This is a genomic window from Bradyrhizobium sp. STM 3809, from assembly GCF_000239795.1.
Classification (GTDB): domain Bacteria; phylum Pseudomonadota; class Alphaproteobacteria; order Rhizobiales; family Xanthobacteraceae; genus Bradyrhizobium.
In genome coordinates this window covers 1-6528 of the sequence record NZ_CAFJ01000576.1, presented here as the reverse complement: position 1 = coordinate 6528, position 6528 = coordinate 1, and the positions used below count along the sequence as shown (strand labels likewise).

Below are 6528 nucleotides of genomic sequence, written 5' to 3'. Positions count from 1 at the left end.
GGGGCGCATCGAGCAGATCGGCACGCCGACCGAGCTGTATCACAGTCCGGCGACGCGCTTCGTCGCCGGCTTCATCGGTTCGCCCGCGATGAACTTCGTGCCGTGCCGGCTCGAGGAGGCGAACGGCCAGCTCCACATCCGCCTCACCGACCGCATCGCCTTCCCGCTGCCGCCGGCCCGCGCCGCACGCTATCAATCCGTGTCGCGGAATGAACCGTTGCTGCTCGGCATCCGTCCGGAGCACATCACCGAGACCAGGCCGCATGCCGAGCCGGGAGTCGAGACGTTCGAGGCGATGCTCGACGTCACCGAGCCGATGGGCATGGAGACACTGGTCTACTTCACCCTCAATGACACGCCGATCTGCGGGCGCGTCAATCCCAATGCCGGCGCGCGGGATGGCAGCCCCCTGCGCATGGCAATGGACCTCAACAACATGCACCTGTTAAATGAGGCGACCGGGCTCGTGATCTGACGGGCACAAGAAGCTTCAAGGGCAGGACATGACCATCAGGACGGCAACCAACAAGAACAAGATCCTCGTCACGGAATCGTTCTCGGCCAAGGGCCGCGCGCTGCTCGCGGCGCGCGACGACGTCGAGATGATCGAATTCCCCAACATGATCTCCGCGGCGGATTTCTCCGCGCTGCTCAGCTCGCATGCGCCCGTGCATGGCGTCGCGCTCGGCGCGACGCGATTCGGCGAGCCGGAGCTCGTCGCCGCCGGCGACATGAAGGTCGTCACCCGGATCGGCGTCGGCTTCGACGCGGTCGACGTGCCGGCGCTGTCCAGGCACAAGGTGCCGCTGATGGTCGCGGGCACCGCGAACTCGCCCTCGGTCGCCGAGCAGGCGCTGTTCATGATGCTGACCTTGGCCAAGCGTGCCAGCGAGATGCATGCCATGGTCAAGGACGGCACCTGGGGCTCCCGCCTCGGCGTGCTGCCGTTCGACCTCTACGGCAAGACCGTGCTGATCATCGGCTTCGGCCGCATCGGCACCCGCACGGCCAAGCGCTGCCTCGCGATGGAGATGCAGGTGCTGGTCTACGACCCCTACAAGCCCGCCGCCGAGATCACCGCGGCCGGCTGCGAGCCGGTGGCCGACCTCGACGCCGCGCTGCCGCGCGCCGATTTCGTCAGCATCCACTGCCCGAAGACGCCGGAGACCATCGGCCTGTTCAATGCGGCCCGTCTCAGGCTGATGAAGCCGACCGCCTACCTGATCAACACCGCGCGCGGCGGCCTGATCGACGAGGCCGCGCTGTATGACGCGCTGTCGTCGGGCCGGCTCGCCGGCGCCGGCCTCGACGTGTTCGAGCAGGAGCCGCCGCCGGTCGGCCACGCGTTGCATGCGCTACCCAATGTGATCATGGCCCCGCACGTCGCCGGCGTCACCCGCGAGGCCGTTGACCGCATGAGCGAGCAGACCGCGCGCAACATCCTCAGCGTGCTCGACGGCGATCCGATCCGGCAGAACGTGATCAACCAGGACGTTCTCTAGCTCGAACGGGACGGCCCTGCTCCGGCCATGACGGGGCAGGCGCCGGGGCGACGTCACGCGGATGTCAGGCATTTCTCCACCGCTCTGTTGCCCGAATTTGAACGTATTATTGCATCCTGCCCAAATTTCGCTACAACTGTGAATACTGGCGCCGGTATTTTCGCGCGCCAGTAGGAACAGAGGCGGCGATGAGTGTTGCGACGGAGCATGCGCTCGCAACGATAGCGAGCATTTTGGATCAGCCCGAGAGCTTGAAGACGGAGACCGCCAAGCCGGCGGAGAAGTCGGCCAAGACGGCCGCGGCGACGGTCGTGCCGTTCGACCAGGCCGACGGCTACACCAAGGTCGGCCCCGGCCCGATCTCCGCGATCCGCTTCCGCTGGACCGCCCGCCGCGGCGACGACGGCTATTACGTCGACGAGACCGTCGGTCCGACCTCGATCGCCGTCAGCAGCGGGCCGATGACCGCCGATGCCGCGGTCAAGACGGTCGATGCAAGAGCGCGCGCGGCGATCGAACGGTTCGAGGCGCTGAAGAACGAGATGACCGGCAACGGCCCGTTCGCTTCGGCCGGTCGCGCCGAGACGTAGGACGCGCGACCCGGAGCGACGACATCGTCATGGCCGGCCCCGCGCCGGCCATTTGCTTGTCCGCGTCCTATCTCGGCGCGCCCAGATAGTCCGGCTTCGCCAGCGGCACGCCGGCGTGGCGCAGGATGTCGTAGGCCGTGGTGACGTGAAAGAAGAACTGCGGTAGGCTGAACGTCAGCAGCAATGAGCGGCCGTCCGCGAACCGGCGCGTGTTGCCATTGCGGAAGGTGAAGACCGCCTCGCGCATGGCGCCCTCTTCGATCGCCGCGGCCGGCATCTTCTGGAGATCATCGATCGCCGTCGCGAGCCTGGCCTTCAGGCCGGCGATGTCCGTCTCGCTCTGGTCGACGGCGGGTTGCGGACGTCCCGCGAGCAGCGCGCAGGCGATGGTGGCGTGGCGGTTGGCCTCGCCGACCTGCCGGACCAGACTGTACATGTCGGGCGCCAGCCGCGCCTGCAGCAGCTCCGTGGGATCGATGCCGCGCGCCGCCGCAAAGTCCGCCGCCTTGTCGAGCAGCGCCGAGAGATTGCGGAGATAGGGCACGAACACCCCGACCGACGCCTCCATCATCGAAATGCTCACGGACACCGCCCTCGCTGATCACGACCGCCCTGCTCCACCCCTCGTCGGGCGCGCCGGCCTCCGCTAAGACTAATCCGGCCCAACCGAACGAGGTATTTCAATATGGGACTTTTCAACCGGACGATCGCCACCTTGAGCGCGGTTGCGCTGGTCTGCGGGCTCGCGGCGCAAGCGCTCGCCGAGCAGGCCTCGCGCCTCGACGAGATCATGCAGCGCGGTGCCCTGCGCGTCGGCATGACCGGCGACTACAAGCCGTTCACCTACCTGGACAAGGCCACCGGCAAGTTCTCCGGCTTCGACGTCGACATGGCCGAGGCGCTCGGCAAGGCGATGGGCGTGAAGGTCGAATTCGTGCCGACCAGCTGGCCGCAGCTCATGAAGGATTTCGAGGCCGACAAGTTCGACGTCGCGATGGGCGGCGTATCGATCACGCTCGACCGCCAGAAGAAGGGCTTCTTCACCACGCCGATCATGCGCGAGGGCAAGACCCCGATCGCGCGCTGCAGCGACACCTCGAAGTACCAGACGCTCGCCGACATCGACAAGCCGGGCACCCGCGTGGTCGTCAATCCCGGCGGCACCAACGAGCGCTTCGCCCGCGCCAACATCAAGGCTGCCGACATCCGCGTTTACAACGACAACACCACCATCTTCGACGAGATTGCCAAGGGCGACGCCGACCTGATGATGACCGACGCCTCCGAGACGCGCTACCAGCAGAAGCTGCATCCCGGCGTGCTCTGCGCCGTCCATCCCGACAAGCCGTTCGACTTCTCCGAGAAGGCCTACTGGCTGCAGCGTGACGTCGCCCTGAAGGCGTTCGTCGACCAGTGGCTGCACATCTCGACCGAGAACGGCAGCTATCAGGCGATCTACAAGGCGTGGTTCGACTGAACGAGGTCTCGGCCGGCCGGCGCTGGCCAGCTCCAGACTGGGCTGGTCTCCTTCAGCCGAATGACCAGCGACCGATCCCGCCCATCTGCTCCGTCATGCCCGGGCCTCTGTCCCGGGCATCCACGTCGTTCCCAACATGCCGGACGGCGTGGGATGACCGCGACAAGCCTGGCCATGACGACGGGAGGAGAGACGAGCGCAACAGGTCGAGCGCCCGCGGTGGCTTTGTCCGCGCAGGCGTTCAGTGCGCGGCCTTCTGCGGCTTGGCCGCGGCGGCCGTCACCGACGGCTCGTAGCGCACCAGCACCACCGTCGTGGCGGCTCGTCCGAGGATCGTACGGACCAGCACCGGCGGCCGGCGCTTGCGCACCCGCCAGCTGCCGATGGTCGCCTGACCGAGCGTGACGACCTGCCCGTCGAGATCCAGTGTCTTCGCCAGCACGTCGAGATCGGCCTTGTCGAGCGCGACGGGGACGTTGACGTCGCACCAGGATTGCCGGCCCTCCTCCATCACGGTGCTGATGGCCGACACATTGCCGGACGACGACTTGAACAGCCGCATCGTGGACTTCTCGATGGTGATCGACGCCCCCGACGTGCCGCCGGTGGAGTCCACCAGCCCCAGCTCGCTGGCCCTGGCGGAGATATCCGGAGCACCGTCCCACAGCGCAAGACACAGCGCGACGTAGTCCGCCATCGTGATCCGCTCCTGCGCGGCCGCAGCCGACGGCAGGAAGACGATCGCGAGAACGGCAAGCAGATAGCGCATGGACGCGCCCCTCCAGGTAGATGGACACCAAGAATGCTCGCTTCTTCGCACGGTCGTGATTGAGGCGCCAGCATGTCGCAGTTGCCCTCTTCCGCTTTATCCAAGCTGTTGCGGAATCGGCGCATCGCAACGCGCGCGTAAGTTGCATCGGCCAGGAGGCGCTGCTGGCAAGACCAACAGTGACCATCGCTGAACTTCGTAGTGGTGAGCGCTAGGCCACGCTATGAAACTCCGAATGGGTTTTTAGGGGGGGCACCATGCCATCTCGCCGTGGGTCGATGGCCGCACTGCTGTGCGGTGTTGTGACGATACTTGCGCTGGCCGCCGTCGGCCGCCCCGCGCAGTCGGAGGTCCCGTTCACGTTCACGATGCCGCAGAGCCAGGTCACCCTGAAGATCTCCGAGCCGGCGCTTCGGGCCGATCCCGTGGAGGGCGCAAGACCCGGTTACTTCAAGCTGAGCCGCGCGCAGCCGCTGCTGATCGTGAGCGGCTGGCTCGAGCCGGCGCAGCAATACAAGGGCCTCGAGGCGTTTTGGGCGGGTGAGCTGCGATCTCCAGCGCTGGCCGGAGCCAGGGCACCGACGCGTGTGGAGACGCTGCGCGAGGGCGCGTGGGAGGTGGTGGCCTACGACGTCTCCGTCCCGGGCCTCATCCAGTCGAACCTGCGCGCCGAGCGCGTCGAGGCCAATACCTGGATCGATCTGCACCTCTCCACGGGGGCTGCCGACCCGAGCAAGGCGGCGACGTCGCGCGCTGAGCTCCTGAAGGTGTTGCGGCAAGTGCAGATCGTGCGGAAGTAACCGCTTGATCATTCCATCGCAAGGAGACGAGTTTTGAGACGCATCGGTCCCGTGTTGCTTGCCGCCGTCATCATCACGCCCGCGCACGCCTACGACCAGGGGCAGCGTGTGACAGCAGCTTCCGCCGCGGTCTCCTGCCGCTCATGGCAGACGCTGAAGACCCTCGGCGAGCTGATGGGAGATACGCCGCGCTTTGCCGACTTCTGGCGCGCCAAGAAGGCGTCGGGAGAATGCCGGACCTTTCCGGTCGGCACCGTTGTGATCGTCGAGGATGATCAACGCACGGGCTCGAAGGCGATCATGCGGATGCGGACCGCGGCCGACGGCGTCTACTGGACCTACCCCTGGTATTTCAGATAGTCCGGGCTCCGGCTCCGACATCAACCTCGTTCGAGGCGGTGAACTGGGAGTCATGTGAGCGCGACCTTGCGCCTTGAGGTGGGATGAGCGGCTGTTCGCCGCGTTGAGGACGCGCAGCGACGGGCTCCCAATGCGCACATGCGCATCACGGGCTTCGATGTCTCAGACTCGTTGTGGGGGAATGTGCCGGCGGCTTTGCCCATCCGGCATCAGAGGGAGGCGCGCAAGCAAGCATCGACGGACGCGCTAGCGGGACTCCCGGTGCTGGCTATCGTCCGTCATGGTACGCCTCTTTCTGTCCGCGTCTGTCGCGGGGCGCTGTTCGCTAATGACATCACTGTTGAAAGTCAAGATCATGACGTCGGGGGCTTCGTCGGAAGCATCGGCCTCTGTGGCTGGTCGGCCCGGCACGCATGCGCCTTTGCGCAACTGGACACTTCAGTGGCTTTGCAGCGAGGTTCCGATGTCGAAGGCCGATGCGAAGTCGAGGCTGCGGATGAACGTCTCGAAGCTGTCAGCAAGACGCGTGATCCGATAACTCCACTCCTGATCGACATGCACGACCGACGGCTCGCCATCTGGACCGCACGTGCGATAGTCGAGACATATCATGTCGTGACCGGCAGACGGACAATCGGCAAAATAGATTCCGATCGGCGGGTAGCCCCACTCGTTGACCCAAAACTGACTGCCGCGTTCACCGCACAGCGAGTACCTCCCGCCGCTTCCGATGGAATAGAGTCCGGTGATGGCCACATGGTCTTCGGCCCACGTCGTCGGAGAGGGACTGCGGATACACGTCTTCTTCAGAACGCCGCCATTGTGGTGGCGAGAAAGTTCAAGGTAAGCGGCCGGAAGCACGTAGCCCAACTGCTTCTGCACCGCCGTGACCGTCGACGAGTCGGGCGGCTCGTCGAAATACTCCGTATTTGCATGATCAGAGTCGACCCAGAAATCGGTCAGATCGAAATCTCCGTAGATCCGTACCATGATTCAACAACCCGCTCGGCAGTTCCGGATCGAGGGTTCG

At 65.7% G+C, this 6528-nt stretch carries 9 protein-coding genes; 6 read left to right on the top strand and 3 right to left on the bottom strand.

Annotated features, from left to right (window positions below):
- From BRAS3809_RS26125 to BRAS3809_RS26115, 3 genes are all read left to right on the top strand, one after another.
- The coding region (locus BRAS3809_RS26125; protein ID WP_035658701.1) for a TOBE domain-containing protein at nt 1-475 on the top strand (475 nt) is incomplete at its 5' end.
- 28 nt (nt 476-503) lie between these two features.
- Nucleotides 504-1502, top strand: a complete 999-nt coding sequence (locus BRAS3809_RS26120) for a hydroxyacid dehydrogenase (protein ID WP_008965019.1) — start codon at nt 504-506, stop codon at nt 1500-1502.
- 188 nt (nt 1503-1690) lie between these two features.
- Nucleotides 1691-2092 (top strand): hypothetical protein, encoded by a 402-nt coding sequence (locus BRAS3809_RS26115; protein WP_035658699.1) that lies wholly within the window; start codon nt 1691-1693, stop codon nt 2090-2092.
- Nucleotides 2093-2159: 67 nt separating this feature from the next.
- On the opposite strand, the gene BRAS3809_RS26110 is transcribed toward BRAS3809_RS26115, so the two are convergent.
- On the bottom strand, nt 2160-2663 hold the full coding sequence (locus BRAS3809_RS26110) for a DUF1993 domain-containing protein (protein ID WP_035658696.1): 504 nt from the start codon (nt 2661-2663) through the stop codon (nt 2160-2162).
- Nucleotides 2664-2777: 114 nt separating this feature from the next.
- Between BRAS3809_RS26110 and BRAS3809_RS26105 the strand changes: the two genes are divergently transcribed.
- Nucleotides 2778-3569: a transporter substrate-binding domain-containing protein gene (locus tag BRAS3809_RS26105; RefSeq protein WP_008965016.1), complete on the top strand. Its 792-nt coding sequence runs from the start codon at nt 2778-2780 to the stop codon at nt 3567-3569.
- A 241-nt stretch (nt 3570-3810) separates the two neighbouring features.
- On the opposite strand, the gene BRAS3809_RS26100 is transcribed toward BRAS3809_RS26105, so the two are convergent.
- Entirely contained in the window at nt 3811-4338 is a 528-nt protein-coding gene (locus tag BRAS3809_RS26100) for a hypothetical protein (protein ID WP_008965015.1), read from the bottom strand.
- A 278-nt stretch (nt 4339-4616) separates the two neighbouring features.
- Here BRAS3809_RS26100 and BRAS3809_RS26095 point away from each other — a divergent pair, with 278 nt between their 5' ends.
- Nucleotides 4617-5138, top strand: coding sequence for a hypothetical protein (locus BRAS3809_RS26095; protein WP_139017449.1), 522 nt, complete (start codon nt 4617-4619; stop codon nt 5136-5138).
- A gap of 33 nt (nt 5139-5171) precedes the next feature.
- Nucleotides 5172-5498 (top strand): hypothetical protein, encoded by a 327-nt coding sequence (locus BRAS3809_RS26090; RefSeq protein WP_008965013.1) that lies wholly within the window; start codon nt 5172-5174, stop codon nt 5496-5498.
- Between the two features lie 438 nt (nt 5499-5936).
- Here the strand turns inward: BRAS3809_RS26090 and BRAS3809_RS26085 are convergent, their stop codons facing one another.
- Nucleotides 5937-6488, bottom strand: coding sequence for an SMI1/KNR4 family protein (locus BRAS3809_RS26085; RefSeq protein WP_008965012.1), 552 nt, complete (start codon nt 6486-6488; stop codon nt 5937-5939).
- Nucleotides 6489-6528: the final 40 nt, after the last annotated feature.

What these genes read in the sequence shown, in the direction of transcription:
- BRAS3809_RS26120 (WP_008965019.1), top strand. Translation starts at nt 504, where the DNA reads ATGACCATCAGGACGGCAACCAACAAGAACAAGATCCTCGTCACGGAA.
- BRAS3809_RS26115 (WP_035658699.1), top strand. Translation starts at nt 1,691, where the DNA reads ATGAGTGTTGCGACGGAGCATGCGCTCGCAACGATAGCGAGCATTTTG.
- BRAS3809_RS26110 (WP_035658696.1), bottom strand. Translation starts at nt 2,663, where the DNA reads ATGATGGAGGCGTCGGTCGGGGTGTTCGTGCCCTATCTCCGCAATCTC.
- BRAS3809_RS26105 (WP_008965016.1), top strand. Translation starts at nt 2,778, where the DNA reads ATGGGACTTTTCAACCGGACGATCGCCACCTTGAGCGCGGTTGCGCTG.
- BRAS3809_RS26100 (WP_008965015.1), bottom strand. Translation starts at nt 4,338, where the DNA reads ATGCGCTATCTGCTTGCCGTTCTCGCGATCGTCTTCCTGCCGTCGGCT.
- BRAS3809_RS26095 (WP_139017449.1), top strand. Translation starts at nt 4,617, where the DNA reads ATGGCCGCACTGCTGTGCGGTGTTGTGACGATACTTGCGCTGGCCGCC.
- BRAS3809_RS26085 (WP_008965012.1), bottom strand. Translation starts at nt 6,488, where the DNA reads ATGGTACGGATCTACGGAGATTTCGATCTGACCGATTTCTGGGTCGAC.